This is a genomic window from Streptomyces sp. SID3343 (assembly GCF_009865215.1).
GTDB lineage: Bacteria > Actinomycetota > Actinomycetes > Streptomycetales > Streptomycetaceae > Embleya.
The window spans coordinates 1-15,239 of the sequence record NZ_WWJX01000781.1 but is presented as its reverse complement, the minus strand read 5'-3'; the positions used below and the strand labels follow the sequence as shown (position 1 = coordinate 15,239).

Genomic DNA, 15,239 nt, shown 5'->3' with positions numbered 1-15,239 from the left:
GCGCCCTGGAGGCGGTGCTGGGCGCCGACCTGTACGACGCCGAGACCGCGGAGCGCTACGGCTGGGTCAACCGGGCCGTCCCCGCCGACGAACTCGACGACGTCGTCGACCGCCTCGCCCGCAACATCGCCGCCCTGCCCGAGGGCGTGATCGCGGCGGCCAAGCGCGCCATCGCCCCCGAGGACCTGGCCGAGGGTCTGCGACGGGAACACGACGCCTGGGCGAACCAGTTCGCTCGCCCCGAGGCCGAGCGTCTCATCCGCGGCGGATTGACCCACGGCGCCCAGACCCGCGACGGCGAACGCGACCTGGAGGGCCTGCTCCGGGGACTGCCCGGATAGGACCTGGACGAGGACCCCATGTACTCAGAGGACCCCATGTACTCATCGGTGTCCTACGACTTTGACGGCGTGCGGCTCCCCGATCTCATCGGATGCCGACGTTGTCGACTGTCACGTCGCCTCGTGGAGGCCGGTCGGACTTGGTGGACTCGCGTATTCGACTGTGGCGAGTGTCTTGCGGGTCCCAGCCTGATGGTGACCGTAGGTGGTTGCCGGAGACGTAGCGACTCCAGCTGCCTCCGGCCTCGTGGTTGACCGACCTGCGACAGGCTTACGGCGCCCGCGACCGCGGAGCCCGAACCGGCATAGAGGCCGCAGAGATTGCGTCCAGGAGCAGCCAGACAGCCGGATCAAGATCGTTTCTTAACGTTTTATCCTGCTGAAATCTGCGAAGTGCCGCGTATTGCATCGGATGCGATCACGCGACTGTTTACGCGCCGAAGCGGGTGCGGGAACCGCATCGGAGGCGAGCCGAGGGCGAACCCGCAGATCAACCGGTCTCACGAGCGGCGGTCGCGGCGAGGGTGCCGCGGTGGGTGTCGACGCCGATGACGCCGTCGATCTGTCCTGCGAGCATGGTCACGCGGTTGCTCTCCTTGAAGGTGGACGACCGTGGTCGGCGTCGGCCCGGGTGGAGTCACCGCGCGGCAGAACTGTGACGAGTCACGCCGGTTCGGCGGACGAGCTGCTGATCAAGCCAACGGGGTGGGCCGGGCCGACGCCGGCGCGGCTCCCGACGAGTTGCGCGCCGAACTCCGGGTCGTGCCGAGCAAGGCCCAATGCTGCGGCTGTGTGGCCGGTTCGTGTCCGTCGTCGGCGTGGAGGGTCTCGGTGAGTTCACCGACGTCCCGGATGCCGGCGCGCTGGACGTGCCGGCCCATGCGGCAGGGTTCGACGACGCCGACGAGGCCGCCGCCCGCGCCGAAGACACGGCCTGGACGTCGAAGGTGCCGAACAGGTTGATGCCGACGAGGAATTCGAAGGCTTCCTGCGGGTATGAGGCGCCGTCCTTGGCGACGGTGCGGATGGCGCTTTCGGTGCCGGCGCGGTTGACGGCGACGTGCAGCGGGCCGAGTTCGGCGGCGGTCTCGACACCGGTGGCGGCGTCCTCGCGGCTGCGGACGTCGCCGGGCACGAATCGCACGGGGTGTCCGGATTCGCGGGCCGGTGTCTCGGCGACGTCGGCGCCGGCCGAGGTGGGCAGGTCGAGCAGGCGCGCGGCGATGGCCCGGCCCAGGCCCGAGGCCTCGCCGGTGACGAGGGCGGACGCGTTGTCGAGGTGCATCGGTGGTGCTCCTCGGGTTGATCGCGGTGGACCAAGGGTCCGACGCGGGGTTGGGCCGATCACGCGGGAGGGGGCGCCGGAGGTCAGCGGCCCTGCCGGCGCGGGGCGCGCTTCTCGGCGAAGGCGGCCGCGCCTTCACGGGCGTCGTGGAAGGCGAACACCGGTGTGGTGATCGCCTCCCGGCGGGACCACGTCTCGTCAGCGGGCCAGGAGCCGGATTCGGCGACCATGCGCTTGGGGCACGGCGGCGTGCAACCTGCCGCCGGGCGGCGCGGGTTCGTTCACCAGGCCGAAGGCGTGTGCCCGCGTCGCGGTCAGCGGTGCTCCGGTGAGCGCCGATCGCATGGCCACGTGGTACGGGAGCCTGCGCGGCAGCCGCAGCAGCCCTCCTCCGCCCGCGACCAGTCCGCGCTTGACCTCCGGCAGCGCGAACACCTCGTCGTCCGGCGCGCCGGACCGGAACGCGGCTCGCCGGCACGGACGAGCGCCCGCCAGGGCGACACCCGTTGCTCCGGTCGGCGATGGTCCGAGGTGATCGATAATGAAAATCATTTCCTGTAAGGTGCCGCTGTGTCCACGTCAGCATTGGGGAAGACGACATGTCACACGCACCGGACGCCCAACCTTCCGCGTCCCTGACGGAGCGTCAGAAGCTCCGGCTCGACGCCCGTTCCCAGGTCGAGGTCGAGGTCGAGGTCGATCGTGAACGATGCGTCGGCGCGGGGCAATGCGTGCTCGCGGCGGAGGCCGTGTTCGACCAGGACTCCACCGATGGGCGGGTCCTGCTCCTCGAACCGCCGCCCGGAGGGCACGCGCGGACCGATGTCGAGCAAGCCGTACGCGAATGCCCGTCCGGGGCCATCACCGTGACGCCCGCTCGCTCCCCGACCTGAAGACAGGTCGCGCCGACACACCCATCCGACCGACAACGGGCGCACCGGCGCCCGCTCATCACGACCAGGAGAACCATGTCCCCGACCCTCGCCCGTCGTCGATTCGTGCTGGGAACAGCCGGCGGCGCACTCGCCTTGGCGGCCGGATCGACCCTGCTGACCGCATGCTCCGACGACGGGACCCCGACAGCCGATCCGGACAAGGGCGGGGCCGCCAAGCGCCCCGGCGGCACTTTGCGTGCCGCCTTCGTCGGCGGTGGCGCGTCCGAGACGCTCGACCACTTCCGCGGACCGACGCCGATGGACTTCGTCCGGGCCCGAGCCTGGCACGCCGGTCTCGGCAACTTGGACCCCGGCGCCCCCGACGGTGTCCGATACGGCGTCCTGGAGGGGATGGACGTCTCGGAGGACCTGGCCACCTACACTCTGCGGGTCCGCCCGGGCATCCGGTTCACCGACGGCTCGCCGGTCACCGCGCGCGACGTCCTGTATTCCCTGGCCGGACCGGCCAAGGCGAGTCCGCTGCCCGTCTACAAGATGCCGGCGGCGAACTTCGACCTCGATCGAGCCCGGGTAGAGGGCGATCTCACCGTGGTTCTACCGACGCGAAAGCCGATCGCGGACGGGCGGTTGATCCTGTGCCAAGGCAACTTCCTGGTGGTCAAGGAGGGTACGACCGAGTACTCGATCAAGACGCCCACCTGCGGGCCGTTCAAGCTCACCCGGTTCGAGCCCGGCCAGGGTGCGGCGTTCACGCGCAACGACGACTACTACGGTCTCGCCCTCGGCGGCGGGCCTTACCTCGACGGGCTCGAACTGCGTTCCATAGCCGCCGGCGACGCGCGCGCGGGCGCCCTGACGGGTGGCCAGGTCGACTTCGTGCACGACCTTCCCCCGGTGACGGCCCGCACCGTCGAGGCGGACCGACGGTTCGTACTCACGCCCACCGAGAGTCCCTATCTCGTCGGGTTGTCCTTCCGGATGAACATGAGCGTCAAGCCGTTCGACGACCCACGCGTGCGTGAGGCGTTCAAGCTCGCCGTCGACCGGCAGGCCATGGTCGAGACCGTGCTGTTCGGCCGAGGTGTACTCGGCAACGACCTGCCCTCGATCGGATTCGCCGACTACGGGCAGCAGATCCCGCAACGCCCGCACGACCCCGCGCGAGCCCGTGCCCTGCTGAGCGAGGCGGGAGCGGAGGGCATGGAGGTCACCCTGACCAGCGGCCCGGAGACACCCGGCATGATCGAGGCCGCGACGCTCTACATCGAGGACCTGAAGAAGATCGGGGTGCGCGCGTCCCTGCGCGAGCTTCCCGCCGGCCAACTCTTCGCCGACTTTCCCGCCTACACCCGCCTTCCGCTCGCAGCCGCGTTCAATGTCCCCGTCCCCGCGTTGTCCTCCTACCAGGTGACCACCGCCGGTGGCGCGCCTGGCGCTCTGGGATGGAATCGTCCGGACGTGGACGAGCAGGTCGCGCGCGCCCGAGCGGAGCGGAACCCGCTGCGCTCGCGGGAGATCGGTGGCGCGGCGCAACGGGTCATGTGGAGCGAGGGCAACACCGTCATGCCCGTGTTCAAGCCCTACGTCAATGCCGCGACGCGCTCCGTGGCCGGCATCGGGGACGACCTGTTCCAGCAGTTCCCCGGCTTCGGCCAGGCGACGGTGCGATGAGCACGCGAGCGCGACGGCAGCCGCCGCGAGGAGGCGGGCGGGCGTGAACGTGCTTCGGTACATGCTGCGCCGGACCGCCGGGGCACTCGCGGTGTTGATCGTCTTGTCGGCGGGCGTGTTCACCGCCACCGAGGTACTGCCGGGGGACGCGGTGGACGTGGTCGCCGGCGTCGACGCCTCACCGGCACAGCGCGAGCAGTTGCGCACCGAACTGGGTCTGGATCGGTCGCCTGCGGATCGCTACCGGGAGTGGGCCTGGGATGCCGTACACGGTGACCTGGGGACCGGGCTGGTCGGCCGCCGCCCCGTGGCCGACGTGGTAACCGACCGACTGCCCGACAGCATGCTGCTCGCCGGTCTGGCATCGGCCGTCGCGGCGCCGCTCGCCGTGGTCCTGGGCCTGGGCGCGGGTATGCGCGCCGGGCGAGCGGCCGATCGTTGGATCACCACCGCAACGCAAATCGCGGTGGGGATACCGGAGTTCGTCACCGCCGGCCTACTGCTCGCGGTACTGGCGGTATGGCTGGACGCGTTTCCCCGGGTGTCCCTGGTACCGCTGGGGCAGTCGCCGCTTCAGGCGCCGGAGACCCTGGTTCTGCCCGTGCTGACCTTGTGCGTGGTGGGCTCCGCCGCCGCGACGCGACTGATCCGGGCAACAGTGGCCGACATCCGTACCACGCCCTACATCGAGTCCGCGCGATTGAACGGGGTGCGTGGCATACGCCTGGCCGTGCGACACGTGCTGCCCGGGGCGCTCGCCCCGGCCGTCCAGGCGCTCGCGTTGACCACGGGAGGTCTCGTCGGCGGCACCGTGGTGGTGGAGAGCGTGTTCGGTTATCCGGGTATCGGCCACGAACTGCAACAGGCCGTCGCCGCACGGGACGTGCCGATGGTTCAGGGCATCGCCCTCGCGCTGTGTGCGGTCATGCTGTTGATGTTGCTGGTCGGCGACGTCGTCGCGAACCTGCTCGACCCCAGAGCGCGCGCATGAGGGTGGTGCGGACCTCCGCCACCCGGCGGACGCGCCCGAGCGTGGTGGTCGTGTGCGCGAGCACAGGGCTGGCATGCGTGCTCCTGGTGGCCCTGCTGGGCCCGTACCTGGCGCCCCACGCGCCGACCGAGCAGGTCGGTCTGCCCTTCGAGTCGCCCGACGCGAAGCACGTGCTGGGCACCGACATGTTGGGGCGCGACGTGCTCAGTCGGGTTCTGCACGGCGGTCGCACCATCGTGATCGCGGGCGTCTGCGCCACGGCCGCGACCACGGTGCTCGGCACGCTCGTCGGGTTGTGGGCCGCCTTCACCAAGACGCGCGCCGGCGACCTGCTGGTGCGCCTGGTGGACGTTCTCGCCGCCGTGCCCGCGCTGTTGTCGATGCTCGTGCTGGCCGCCGGATTCCCCGGCAGTGACACGGCCGTCGTGGTCGCCGTGGCGTTGACCACGCTGCCGTTCTCGGTGCGTGTGGTGCGTGCGTCGGGACGCAGGCTCGCCGGGCACGGGTACATCGAAGCGGCGCGAGCCCGCGGTGACAGCGCTTCGGCGGTGTTGCGCTACGACGTCCTGCCCAACATGGTCGGGCCACTGCTGACCGACGCCGGTATTCGCTTGGTCGCCGCCGTGCACCTGAGCGCGACGGCCGGTTTTCTGGGCTTGGGCCAAGGTGCGCCGGCGGCCAACTGGGGGCGCATGGTGCAGGAAAACCTGCCGGGCGCGTCACTGACGACCGCTCCGTTCCTGGCTCCCACGCTCCTGCTCGTCGTCTTCGCGGTCTCGGTCAACCTGTTGGCGGACCGGGTCTCGGAATCTTTCGGAAGGGAAGCGGCGTGACGCTCGCCCACGTGCAGGCCCTGACCATCGGCCCCGCGGACGGCCCGGCGGTCGTGCGCGATGTCGACCTGACGATCGCCCGGGGCGAGGTGGTGGCCCTTGTGGGCCGTTCCGGGTCCGGGAAGACGACCCTCGCGCTCACCCTTCTCGGGCACGTGCGTCCGGGGTTGCGTGTGCGCGGGGGCACCGTGCGAGTGGACGGCGTCGATCCGCTGACCGCCGAAGGCGCCCGCCGCCTGCGGGGCGAACGGGTGACCTTCCTCGGTCAGGATCCTGCCTCGGCGCTCAACCCGATGCGGCGTATCGGCACACAGGTCGCCGAGGCCGTCCGGTTGCGCGCGTCGGCCGCGAGCGGGCGCGCGTGGGTGGGGACGGAGGTCGCGCGGTTGCTGTCCGGGGTCGGGCTGCCGGTCGACGACTCCTTCCTGCGGCGGTATCCGCACGGCGTCTCGGGGGGACAGGCGCAACGCGTCGCGCTCGCCGTCGCGCTCGCCGGATCACCCGTCCTGATGGTGCTGGACGAGCCGACCAGCGGCCTCGACAGCGTCACCGCCCAGGACACCCGGGCGCTCGTGATCGACGTGCTGCGCGAGCACGGTCGGGCGGCGGTGTTGGTGAGCCACGACCCACACCTGGTGGCGGGCTTGGCGGACCGCGTCGTGGAGTTGGACGCGGGGCGCGTCGTCCGCGAAGGAGCACCCCGCGACATCCTGGCCGCCCGTCTCGCACCGGTGCGCCCCAGGCTCCGCACGGCGCCGATCGAGCCACCGAGCGCGGGGCTGGTGATCCGCGATGTGTCGGCCTCGCACGGCTCCCATCGGGTGGTGGCGGACGTGACGCTTCGGGTGCCGGCCGGATCGTGCACCGCCGTGGTGGGCCCCTCCGGGTCGGGCAAGTCGACCCTGGCCCGTTGCGTCGCCGGGCTGCACCGGATCGAGGCCGGAACCGTGCGCTGGGAGGACGGGAAGCCCGCCGCCGACCGATCCCGAACGCCGGTACCGCGCGGCCACATCCAACTGGTGCAGCAGGACCCGGTGGGCGCGCTCAATCCCCGCGAGACGGTCCGCCGGGCGCTGTCGCGCCCACTTCGGGGCCTCCGGCGCATGGACGCCGACCGCACCCGGGCAGAGGTGGACCGGCTGCTCGGCCTGGTGCGCCTGCCGGTCGACATCGCGGACCGCCGGCCCGCCGCCCTGTCCGGTGGGGAGCGCCAACGGGTCGCTCTCGCCCGGGCGTTGGCGGCGAACCCGGCCGTCCTGGTCTGCGACGAGATCACCTCGGCGTTGGACCCCGAGATCGCCGAAACCGTCTTGGACCTGCTGGACGAACTGCGCGTCGGACTCGGACTGACCGTCGTGCTGGTGACGCACGACCTCACGCTGGTGGCCCGCCACGCGGACCAGGTGGCGGTACTCCGGCAGGGCCGACTGGTCGAGTGGGGACCGGTCGAGGACGTACTGACCCGGCCCCGCGAGGCCGTCACCCGGCAACTCCTGGCATCCGCCCCGTCGTTGGCGACGGCCGAAGCGGCCGGGGTGACAGCGGCGGCCGAAGCGGCCGGGGCCGATCTCGGACGCGCGCCCGCCTGATCGTCCGTCGGCCGCCCCGACGTCACCTCACCGCGCCTGCCCTCGCTCGCCGCCCACGCCCCAGCGTGCGGCCGGCGCGCCGCTCAGCATCACCCACGTCTGCTCGCGTACCGACTCACCCAACGCCGCCACCACCGCCTCGGTGATGTGGCTGATCAACGCTTGTTCGGTCTCGGGGGTCAGCCGTTCCTCGTACAACTTGACCTCGACGAAAGGCATGGACACCACTCCTTCAGGTGTTGGATATCCGGCTCGACGCGATGCGAGAAACCCTCGCTCGACTCGGCGCCGGTGGTTGGAAGAAGCCCGCCCACAAGCGGGCGTACCTTGTAGGCACCCGCCGGAAGGCACCGGGGCACCCGGGCAACCGGGCACGGGGCACCCGGGCACCCGGGCAGGGCACCCGACGGAAGCACCCGTCTCGGAAGGGCGCCCGTCTTCAGGAGGCGCACGCCTGCGCGAGGCATGCGCGCAGCGCCTCGACGAGGTAGTCCACGTCATCGTCCGTCAGGCCCGGGTGGCAGGGCAGGTTCACCTGGGCCTCGAACCACGATCGCTCCGCCACCGGGCACGCCCCGCGCCCGTGTCCCCGGGCTCGCCATTCCGGCACCAAGTGCAGTGGGAAATAACGCAGTTGGACCTCCACCCCGGCCCGATCCAGGGCCCGTACCAGGGTCTCTCTGCGGTTGGTGTCGTCGAGGAAGAACGTGTACAGGTGGTACGCGTGCTCGTCGCCGGGCGCGGCTCGGTGGGTCCGGGTGTGCGCGAAGTCGCCCACCACCGCGTCCAGTCGCTCCGCCACCGCGCGGCGACGAAGCGTGGCCGCCGTCATCCGACCCAACTGCACGATGCCCACGGCGGCCGCCGCCTCGGACATCGTCGCGTTCGTGCCCGCGCGGCGCACCCGCGTGCAGGTGTGGCGGTACACCTCGTCGGCGTATCGCATCCACGGCAGCAGCGGCGGCTCGGCGTGCTCCGGCCCGGCGTAGGGCAAAAACTCGTAGTCGGTGTCGTTGGAGCGCACCCGATCCAGGCGCTCGGCCCAGTCCGGCCGATCGAAGGTCACCATGCCACCCTCACCCAGGGTCGTGATGCCCTTCGAGCCATGGAAACTGAAGCATCCGATGTCGGCGAGTGAGCCGGGGCGGCGTCCTCGGTATCGGGCACCGAGCGCGTGGGCGCAGTCCTCGACGACCAGGGCGCCGTGCCGGCGGGCCAAGGACACGATCTCGTCCATCCGGGCGGGCAGCCCGCCGTAGTGCACGAGCAGCACGGCCGCGGTGCGGTCGGACAGCAGTTGCGCGAGCACGGCCGGGTCCATGTCGAGGGTGTCCGGCTCGACATCGCAGAACACCACGTCCACGCCGAGGTCCAGGAGCGGTTGCGCGGTCGCCTGAAAGGTTTGTGGGGTGACGATCACCTCGTCGCCGGGTCGAAGTTCGAGCAATCGCAGCGCCGTTTCCAGGGCCACCGTTCCACTCGTGACGCTCATCGCGTAACGCGTGCCGACATACTCGCGAAACTGTTGCTCGAAACGCTCGCGCCATATTCCCTGGGTCAACGGCTCGCCACCTCTGATCACCTCCGCCACGGCGTCGATCTCGGCTTCTCCGAGAATTGTCCCGCGCGTCGGAAAAGAAATACGCATGCCGGATTTCACAACGTCCCCTTCGGGTATCGAAGCGTACCTTGATGTGCGGTTACTGATTCATATATGCGCAGGTCATACGCCCTATCCGGCCGTGAGAACGGCACCGGAGGCGCGCCGGCCGCAAGAGATTCGGCGGCATTGTCGAAACTAGCACCGGTTTTCCGAGATTCACAACCCGGACTTGACTCGACCGGCGTTTGCTCTATTCAATGGCGGTAGGTTTCCTCTCGACGTGGAGTTGTCATGAAATTCGGTCTCAACTTCTTTCCCGTATTTGATCCCGCCGAACGGTCCGCGCACGCCTATTTCGACGACTGCCTGCGTTTGGCGGAGTTGGCCGACAGGCTCGGTTTCGAGCATGTGCAGACCGTCGAGCACTACTTCTCGGCGTACGGCGGATACTGCCCCGACCCGGTGACGCTGCTCGCGGCCGTCGCCGCGCGGACCACCCGGGTGCGGGTGGTCACCGGGGCGGTGATCCCGGCCTTCACCCACCCGGTCAAGCTCGCGGGCAAACTCGCGATGCTCGACAACCTTTCGCACGGTCGACTGGACGTGGGCTTCGGCCGGGCCTTCCTGCCCGAGGAATTCGCGGCGTTCGGGATCCCGATGGAGCAGAGCCGCTCCCGCTTCGCCGAGAACGTCGAGGCGTGTCGCCGCCTGTGGTCCGAGGAGGAGGTGGTCCATCGCGGCGAGCACACCGCCTTCGGACCGGTGACCATGCTGCCGCGAACCGTGCAACGGCCGCATCCGCCGATCTTTGTCGCGGCCGCCACCAGCGCCGACTCGTGCGCCGCGGCCGGCGCGGCGGGTCACCACCTCCAGGTGGTCCCCGCGGTGACCACCACCGAGGATCTGCAGGTGATGCTGACCGCGTACCACCGTGCCCGCGCCGAGGCCGGTCACGCCGGAGCGGGGCGAGTACAGATCAAGTACACGTGTTACCTGGACGACGACCGCGAAACCGCACTGGCGGTCGGTCGCCACTGGGAGAACAACTACATCGAGAAGATGCGCGCCGCGGTCGCCTCGTGGGCCGCTCCGGGGACCGGGGGCCGCGACTACCCCGGATACGCGGCACTTCTCGAGAAGGTGCGGGCGTACGACTTCGCGCGAGCCCTGGCCGACAACAAGGTCCTGGCGGGTACGTGTGACGACGTCGCGCGCCAACTCGGCGAGATAGCCGAATGGTTCGGGCCGGACCTGTCGGTCAGCCTCCAGTTCAACCCGGGCGCGCTGCCGCTCCCGGCGGCCGAGCGGGCGCTGCGGGACTTCGCCGAACACGTCGCCCCGAAACTGGCGCACCTGTGAGGACCGCGGCTTCCACGACACGGACAGGGGACACGCGTGGCTAGCGTCGACGCGGACGTCGCGGTGATCGGGCTCGGCGCGTTCGGCGCCTCCGCGCTGTGGCGGCTGGCCGGCAAAGGCGTGGACGTCATCGGATTCGAACGGCACACCCCGGGTCACGCGTACGGGTCCTCGCACGGAGGCAGCCGGATGTTCCGGACGGCTTGTCTGGAACACCCCGGCCTGGTGGATCTCGCCCGTCTGTCCCGGGATCTGTGGCGGGAACTGGAGACGGAAAGCGGGCAGGACCTGTTCACCGCGTCGGGGGGACTGCTCGCCGGCCCGCGATCGGGTCACCTCGTTCCCGCCGCGCTGGCGGTCGCCCGGGCACACGGCGTCGCGGCCGATCTGCTGGACGCCGCCGAGGTGCGCCGCCGCTTCCCCGCTCACGACGGCCTCGCGGACGACCACGTGGCGCTGTGGGAACCGGGCGCCGGGCTCGTGCGCCCGGAGGCGGCGATCCGCGCCGCGGTCGAGGTCGCGGCCGACGCGGGTGCGCGTGTGTACGCCGACACGCGGGTGTCGGCGGTCCGGCCCGGCGCGGACCACGTGTCGATCGTGACCACCGTGCGCGAGTTCCGGGTTCGCCGGGTCGTGGTGACTGCCGGGGCCTGGCTGGGCGCGCTGGTGCCGGGCCTTTCGTTGGAGGCGGTCCGCATGCCGATGACGTGGTTCGCCGCGCGCCCCGAAGCCGCCGACGACTTCCACATCTCGCGCTTCCCGGCGTTCATCCGGGAGTTGGACGACGGCACGTGCCTGTGGGGACACGGGACCGTGCGCGCGGGCGAGGACGTCAAGCTCGGTCTCGAGGACGGTGGTTCGACGTTCGACGTGGTGGACGCCGAGGTTCTCGACCGAGGATTCCGCCGTGCGGACTGGGCGGGTGTGGGCGAGCGGCTGCCTGCGGCGATCCCGGGTCTGGAGGCGGTGCCCGCGCGCGGCGAGATCTGCCTGTTCACCCGGACACCCGATCGGCAGTTCGTGCTCGGCCGTCCCGCCGGCGACCCTCGGGTGGTCGTGGGCGGCGGGTGCAGTGGGCACGGGTTCAAGCACGCCACCGGCGTCGGCGAGGTCCTCGCGGCGCTCGTGGTCGGCGAAGAGCCCCCGCTCGGGGTCGAGTTCACCGATCCCGCGCGGTTTGCGCGGTAGCCCGTTCACCGGCGGGTCGTCGAGGCCACGAGCGCCTTCTTGTCGATCTTGCCGACCGGCGTCAACGGCATGGCTCGCACCGCGATCACCTCCTGCGGGGCTTTGTACGCGGCCAGGCCGCGTTCGCCGAGGAACGCCGCCAGGGCCCGCACCGTCAAGGAGGTATCGGCGTCGCGGTAGACCAGGAAGGCCACCGGCCGCTCCCCCCACTGTTCGTCGGCCAGCCCCACCAGGGCCGCGGCGCTGATGTCGGGGTGAGCGAGCAGGTGGCCTTCCACCTCGGTGGCCACGATTTTCTCCCCGCCCCGGTTGATCTGGTCCTTGACTCGGCCCACGACGATCAGGTGGCCGCTCGGCAGCCGCCGCACCAGGTCACCGGTGCGATAGAAGCCGTCGGCGGTGAAAGCGACCGCGTTGTGCTCGGGCGCGCGGTAGTAGCCGCGCAGGGTGTACGGCCCGCGAGTGAGCAGTTCACCGGGTTGTCCGTCGGGCACGGGCGCACCGGATTCGTCGACCACCCGGATCTCGTCGTCCGGGCTGCTCGGGCGGCCCTGCGTGGTGGTGATCAGCGCGCGTGGATCGTCGAGGCGGGTGTAGTTGAGCAAGCCCTCCGCCATCCCGAAGACCTGCTGCAAACGCACGCCCAGAGTGGGCTCCACCCGGCGGGCCACGTCGTCGGCCAGCCGTGCGCTGCCTACTTGCAGGATGCGCAGGGACGACAGGTCGGGTGCGCTCGCCGCGTATTCGTCGAACCAGTGCGGCACCAGCGGTGGGTTGATCGCCGTGATGGTCACCCGCTCGCGCGCGATCAGCGTGAACGCGGTCACCGGTGACGGGGAGGGCGCCAGTACGACCGTGCCGCCGACGAGCAGGGTGCCCAGGACCCCGGGGCAGGCGAGGGTGAAATTGAAGGCGATCGGCAGGATCGCCAGATAGACCGAGTCGGCGTCCAACGCGCACGCCTCCGCGCCGGCGCGGGCGTTGTACGCGTAGTCGTCGTGGGTGCGCGGGATCAGTTTGGGTGCTCCCGTCGTTCCCCCCGACAGGAGCAGGATCGCCAGGTCCCCGGCCTCGATCGCCGGGTCCTCGTGCGCCGGCGCGTCCGGCACGACCAGGTCGGTCAGGCTCGTGTACGGTCCGGCTTCGCCGGCGACGATCACGTGGGCCAGGCAAGCGCAGTCGCCGTCGGCGCGGATGTCGGCCGCGAGCGCGCGGTAGTCGAAGCGCTGGTACCGGTCGGGCACGATGTACGCCACGGCCTCCGACGCCTCGACCAGGTGGACGATCTCGGCCCGCCGATGACCGGGCAGGGCATGCACGGGTATCGCGCCGATGCGCAGCAGCGCGAACCACACGTGCACGAATTCCGCCACGTTCGGCAGCTGCACCACGACTCGATCCCCACGCTCCAGTCCCAGCCGGAGCAGTCCCGCGACCAGGGCGTCCACGTGCCGGTCCAACTCCGCGTACGTCCAACGTCGGTCACCGTCCACCACGGCGGTGCGCTCGGCGTACAGCGCCGCCCAGTCACGGAGCCGACCCCCCAGGGTGCGGCCTTCCCAGTAGCCCTTGTCGCGATAACGCCGAGCGTCCTGTGCCGGCCATCCGGGCCATTCCTGCGTCATGGGTTCCTCCATCGTGTCGCTGACCATGTGTCACATCCCCTGGTAGGAGCCGTCCTTGGTGGGACTGGTGCTCGTTGTGGAGATGTGCATAGGATGTGAATACCCGATATGAAAATCATTTTCAACTCTGCATCGGGGCTTCGCCGCCCGACCCCGCCGGCCGGGTTGGGTGCTGCCCGAAATCGATCCACAGCCTGGAGGGGAACCGCCCGTGAGGGACGAGCACCGAACGTTCGAGATCGAGGCCGTACGTCGTACGGTCGCCCGCGCCCTGCACCTGGAACCGGGCGAACTCCAGCCCGACAGCGACTTGTTCGCCTTCGGACTCGACTCGCTGACGCTGATCCGGCTGGCCGGGGAGTGGCGCCGCGAGGGGGTCGACGTGACCTTCGAGGACCTGATCGAGCGGCCGACCCTGGCCGACTGGTTCGCCCTGCTCGACGAACGCGCCCCCACCGAGTTCCGCCCGGACTCGATGCCCGCGACGACCCACCTCGACGCCGCCGCGCCGTACCCGCTCGCCACGATGCAGCACGCCTACTGGACCGGCCGGCAGGACGGCCAGCCGCTGGGTGGTGTCGGCGCGCACTTCTACACCGAATTCGACGGATCCGACCTCGATCCCACCCGGTTGCGCACGGCGCTGACCGCGCTGACCCACCGGCACGAGATGCTTCGTGCCCGGTTCACCGACGACGCGACCCAGTACCACGCGGCGCCCCGGGACGTCGCCGTCGATCTTGTCGTGCACGACCTGCGCGCCTGGGCGGCGGAAGCCGTCGAGCGGCGCCTGGCCGAACTGCGGGACAGCTGGTCGCACCACCGCATGGACGTCGCCTCGGGCGAGGTGTTTCGGCTGGGCCTGACGCTGCTACCCGCGGGCCGCACCCGACTGCACGTCGACCTGGACATGATGGTCGGCGACGCCATGAGCCTGCGCATCCTGCTCGCCGACCTGCGGCATCTGTACGAGTGCCCGGGCCTGCCCCTGCCCGCCATCGACATCGGGTACGGCCGTTACCTGGCCGAGCACGCCGCCGCCGGAGCACAGGCCCGAACCCGGGCCCGGCGGTGGTGGACCGAGCGGCTCGCCGACCTGCCCGGCCCGCCCGCACTGCCCACCGTGGTCGACCCGCTCACCCCGGTGCACGCCCGCGACACCGCGCTCAACCACACCCGACGACTGCACCACCACCTCGACCCGCGGGCCAAGACCGCCCTCTTCGGGCGCGCCCGACGGCACGGGGTCGGACCCGCCGCCGCCCTAGCCGCCGCCTTCGCCGAGGTGATCGGCGCCTGGAGCAGCCACCCGAAGCTGCTGCTGAACCTGCCGCTGTTCGACCGCGAACCACTGCACCCCGGTGTCGCCCACCTGGTGGGCGACTTCAGCGCCTCGATCATGCTGGGCGTGGACACCACGCAGCCGGTGCCGTTCGTCGATCGGGCCCGCCGGGTGCAGGAGGACATGCGGGCGGGAGTGGCACACGGCGCGTACGGCGGAGTCGACGTGCTCCGTGACCTGTCCCGCGCCACCGGCGAACCCGTGCTCGCACCGGTCGTGTTCACCAGCGCGATCGGCCTCGGCGAGGTGTTCGACGAGCGTGTCCAGGCGCTGTTCGGCGCCCCGGTGTGGATCGTCTCCCAAGGCCCGCAAGTGTGGCTGGACGCCCAAGTCACCGAGCTCGACCACGGCCTGCTGTTGAACTGGGACGTGCGCGAGGCCATGTTCGCCCCGGGCGTGCCCGACGCGGCGTTCGCCGCCTACCGTGACCTGGTCGGTGCCCTGGTCGCCGACGACCGCGCCTGGCGCGCGCCGGTCGGGCAACTCGCGCCCGCGCGCCGGTCGGGCCGCCCGGTC

14 protein-coding genes and 1 pseudogene are annotated in these 15,239 nt (G+C 70.9%); 9 read left to right on the top strand and 6 right to left on the bottom strand.

Annotated elements, in window-relative coordinates:
* Positions 1–341 (top strand): annotated as a pseudogene (locus tag GT354_RS24420) (enoyl-CoA hydratase/isomerase family protein); the annotation flags it as partial.
* A 637-nt stretch (positions 342–978) separates the two neighbouring features.
* On the opposite strand, the gene GT354_RS24415 reads toward GT354_RS24420, so the two are convergent.
* The 3 genes from GT354_RS24415 to GT354_RS24410 form a co-directional block, all read right to left on the bottom strand.
* Entirely contained in the window at positions 979–1,626 is a 648-nt protein-coding gene (locus GT354_RS24415) for an SDR family NAD(P)-dependent oxidoreductase (RefSeq protein WP_161358523.1), read from the bottom strand.
* Positions 1,627–1,709: 83 nt separating this feature from the next.
* Positions 1,710–1,856, bottom strand: a complete 147-nt coding sequence (locus GT354_RS52740) for a hypothetical protein (protein ID WP_202512238.1) — start codon at positions 1,854–1,856, stop codon at positions 1,710–1,712.
* A complete protein-coding gene (locus GT354_RS24410) occupies positions 1,825–2,178 on the bottom strand; it encodes an enoyl-CoA hydratase-related protein (RefSeq protein ID WP_202512237.1) in 354 nt (117 codons plus the stop codon). The genes GT354_RS52740 and GT354_RS24410 overlap by 32 nt, the downstream gene beginning before the upstream one ends.
* A 47-nt stretch (positions 2,179–2,225) precedes the next feature.
* Between GT354_RS24410 and GT354_RS24405 the strand changes: the two genes are divergently transcribed.
* The 5 genes from GT354_RS24405 (at position 2,226) to GT354_RS24385 (ending at position 7,606) form a co-directional block, all read left to right on the top strand.
* The gene (locus GT354_RS24405) at positions 2,226–2,519 is read left to right on the top strand and encodes a ferredoxin (protein WP_161358522.1); all 294 of its coding nucleotides are present in this window, start codon (positions 2,226–2,228) and stop codon (positions 2,517–2,519) included.
* 75 nt (positions 2,520–2,594) lie between these two features.
* Complete coding sequence (locus GT354_RS24400; RefSeq protein WP_161358521.1) at positions 2,595–4,193, top strand: ABC transporter substrate-binding protein; 1,599 nt, start codon at positions 2,595–2,597, stop codon at positions 4,191–4,193.
* Between the two features lie 43 nt (positions 4,194–4,236).
* Positions 4,237–5,184: an ABC transporter permease gene (locus tag GT354_RS24395; RefSeq protein ID WP_161358520.1), complete on the top strand. Its 948-nt coding sequence runs from the start codon at positions 4,237–4,239 to the stop codon at positions 5,182–5,184.
* Entirely contained in the window at positions 5,181–6,017 is an 837-nt protein-coding gene (locus GT354_RS24390) for an ABC transporter permease (protein WP_161358519.1), read from the top strand. The genes GT354_RS24395 and GT354_RS24390 overlap by 4 nt, the downstream gene beginning before the upstream one ends.
* Complete coding sequence (locus tag GT354_RS24385; RefSeq protein WP_346012153.1) at positions 6,014–7,606, top strand: ABC transporter ATP-binding protein; 1,593 nt, start codon at positions 6,014–6,016, stop codon at positions 7,604–7,606. Before GT354_RS24390 ends, GT354_RS24385 begins: the two co-directional genes overlap by 4 nt.
* A 27-nt stretch (positions 7,607–7,633) precedes the next feature.
* Here GT354_RS24385 and GT354_RS24380 read toward each other — a convergent pair whose 3' ends face one another.
* Both GT354_RS24380 and GT354_RS24375 read right to left on the bottom strand, forming a co-directional pair.
* Positions 7,634–7,825 (bottom strand): tautomerase family protein, encoded by a 192-nt coding sequence (locus GT354_RS24380; RefSeq protein WP_161358518.1) that lies wholly within the window; start codon positions 7,823–7,825, stop codon positions 7,634–7,636.
* 220 nt (positions 7,826–8,045) lie between these two features.
* The gene (locus GT354_RS24375) at positions 8,046–9,254 is read right to left on the bottom strand and encodes a DegT/DnrJ/EryC1/StrS family aminotransferase (protein ID WP_161358517.1); all 1,209 of its coding nucleotides are present in this window, start codon (positions 9,252–9,254) and stop codon (positions 8,046–8,048) included.
* A gap of 246 nt (positions 9,255–9,500) precedes the next feature.
* On the opposite strand from GT354_RS24375, the gene GT354_RS24370 reads away from it, so the two are divergent.
* Together GT354_RS24370 and solA are read left to right on the top strand one after the other, a co-directional pair.
* A complete protein-coding gene (locus GT354_RS24370; protein WP_161358516.1) occupies positions 9,501–10,568 on the top strand; it encodes an LLM class flavin-dependent oxidoreductase in 1,068 nt (355 codons plus the stop codon).
* 36 nt (positions 10,569–10,604) lie between these two features.
* Complete coding sequence (gene solA / locus GT354_RS24365; protein ID WP_161358515.1) at positions 10,605–11,756, top strand: N-methyl-L-tryptophan oxidase; 1,152 nt, start codon at positions 10,605–10,607, stop codon at positions 11,754–11,756.
* A 5-nt stretch (positions 11,757–11,761) separates the two neighbouring features.
* Here the strand turns inward: solA and GT354_RS24360 are convergent, their stop codons facing one another.
* Positions 11,762–13,381 (bottom strand): (2,3-dihydroxybenzoyl)adenylate synthase, encoded by a 1,620-nt coding sequence (locus tag GT354_RS24360; RefSeq protein WP_161358524.1) that lies wholly within the window; start codon positions 13,379–13,381, stop codon positions 11,762–11,764.
* A gap of 211 nt (positions 13,382–13,592) precedes the next feature.
* On the opposite strand from GT354_RS24360, the gene GT354_RS24355 reads away from it, so the two are divergent.
* Positions 13,593–15,239 (top strand): condensation domain-containing protein (locus tag GT354_RS24355; RefSeq protein WP_346012152.1); only part of this gene is annotated, 1,647 nt, incomplete at its 3' end.